The 1,092-nt window shown below is 67.6% G+C and carries 1 protein-coding gene; it reads left to right on the forward strand.

Features of this window, described 5'->3' with window-relative positions:
- A partial coding sequence (locus V2J63_RS15735; protein ID WP_331231938.1) for a TIM barrel protein occupies positions 1-1,092 on the forward strand: 1,092 nt, incomplete at both ends.

Consider the following 1,092-nt stretch of genomic DNA (forward strand, 5'->3'; position numbering starts at 1 on the left):
GACGACCCGAACATCCGCGTGTACCTCAACGGGGTGCTGGTCAACGACTTCGTCTCGACCGACCCGGCCCGGGACCTCAGCTCGGGCTTCATCGGGCTGCAGAACCATGGCGGCTCGGACAGCGTCTCCTTCCGCGACGTGCGCATCAAGGCACTCGAGGAGCCCGCGGAGCCGGTCCTGGTTCCGGTGGAGCAGGTCTCGGTCCAGATGTTCTCGCTCATCCCGTGGGTGAACGCCGACGGTCTGCCGGCGGTGCTCGAGCGTCTGGCGAGCATCGGGTTCGAGAACATCGAGCCCTACGGCGGGAACTTCAACGGGTACACCGCCCAGGAGTTCCGGGCGATGACGGATGCGCTCGGTCTGCGTATCCCGTCCTCGCACTACGACACGAACGAGGCCAGCTTTGACGAGACGCTCGCGTTCGTGGAGGCCCTCGGTCAGGAGTACGTGGGTTCGGGTGGGTTCGCCTCCCCGGGCATCGGCTCCTACGAGAACACGCTGGCCACGGCGGAGACGATGAACCGCCTGGGCGAGCGCGCGGTCGAGGCCGGGTTCGAGAAGTTCTTCGGGCACAACCACGCGGGTGAGTTCACGACCACGTACGAGCATGAGGGTGAGGTCATGTCGGCGTGGGAGATCCTCGTCGCCGAGACCAACCCCGAGTGGGTCACGTTCGAGCTGGACGTGGCGTGGGCCGCGCACGCCGGGATCGACGTGGCGGACCTCATCGAGGAGCACGGGGACCGGATCGAGCTCCTGCACATCAAGGACGCGACGAACCTTGGTGGGCCCGGTAACCCGGTGTTCACCAACCTCGGTGAGGGGGACGTGGACCTGCAGGGCATCCTCGCTGCGGCGCAGGACGCGGACATCGCGTACTACGTCCTCGAGTACGACCGTGCGCCCGACGGTGAGGAATTCGTGACCTCCGGGTTCGAGTACCTGACGGGTCTGCCGGCTGGTGAGCCTGACCCCGAGCCGGAGCCGCTCGAGGTCTCGGTCGAGACGTCCGCGCGGTGCGTGGTGGGCCGTACGGTCCTCACGGCCCGGGTGACCAACGGTGAGGGTGTGCCGGTCTCGGCGGAGGTCGCC

The organism is Georgenia wangjunii, assembly GCF_036421975.1.
GTDB classification, from domain to species: Bacteria; Actinomycetota; Actinomycetes; order Actinomycetales; family Actinomycetaceae; genus Georgenia_A; species Georgenia_A wangjunii.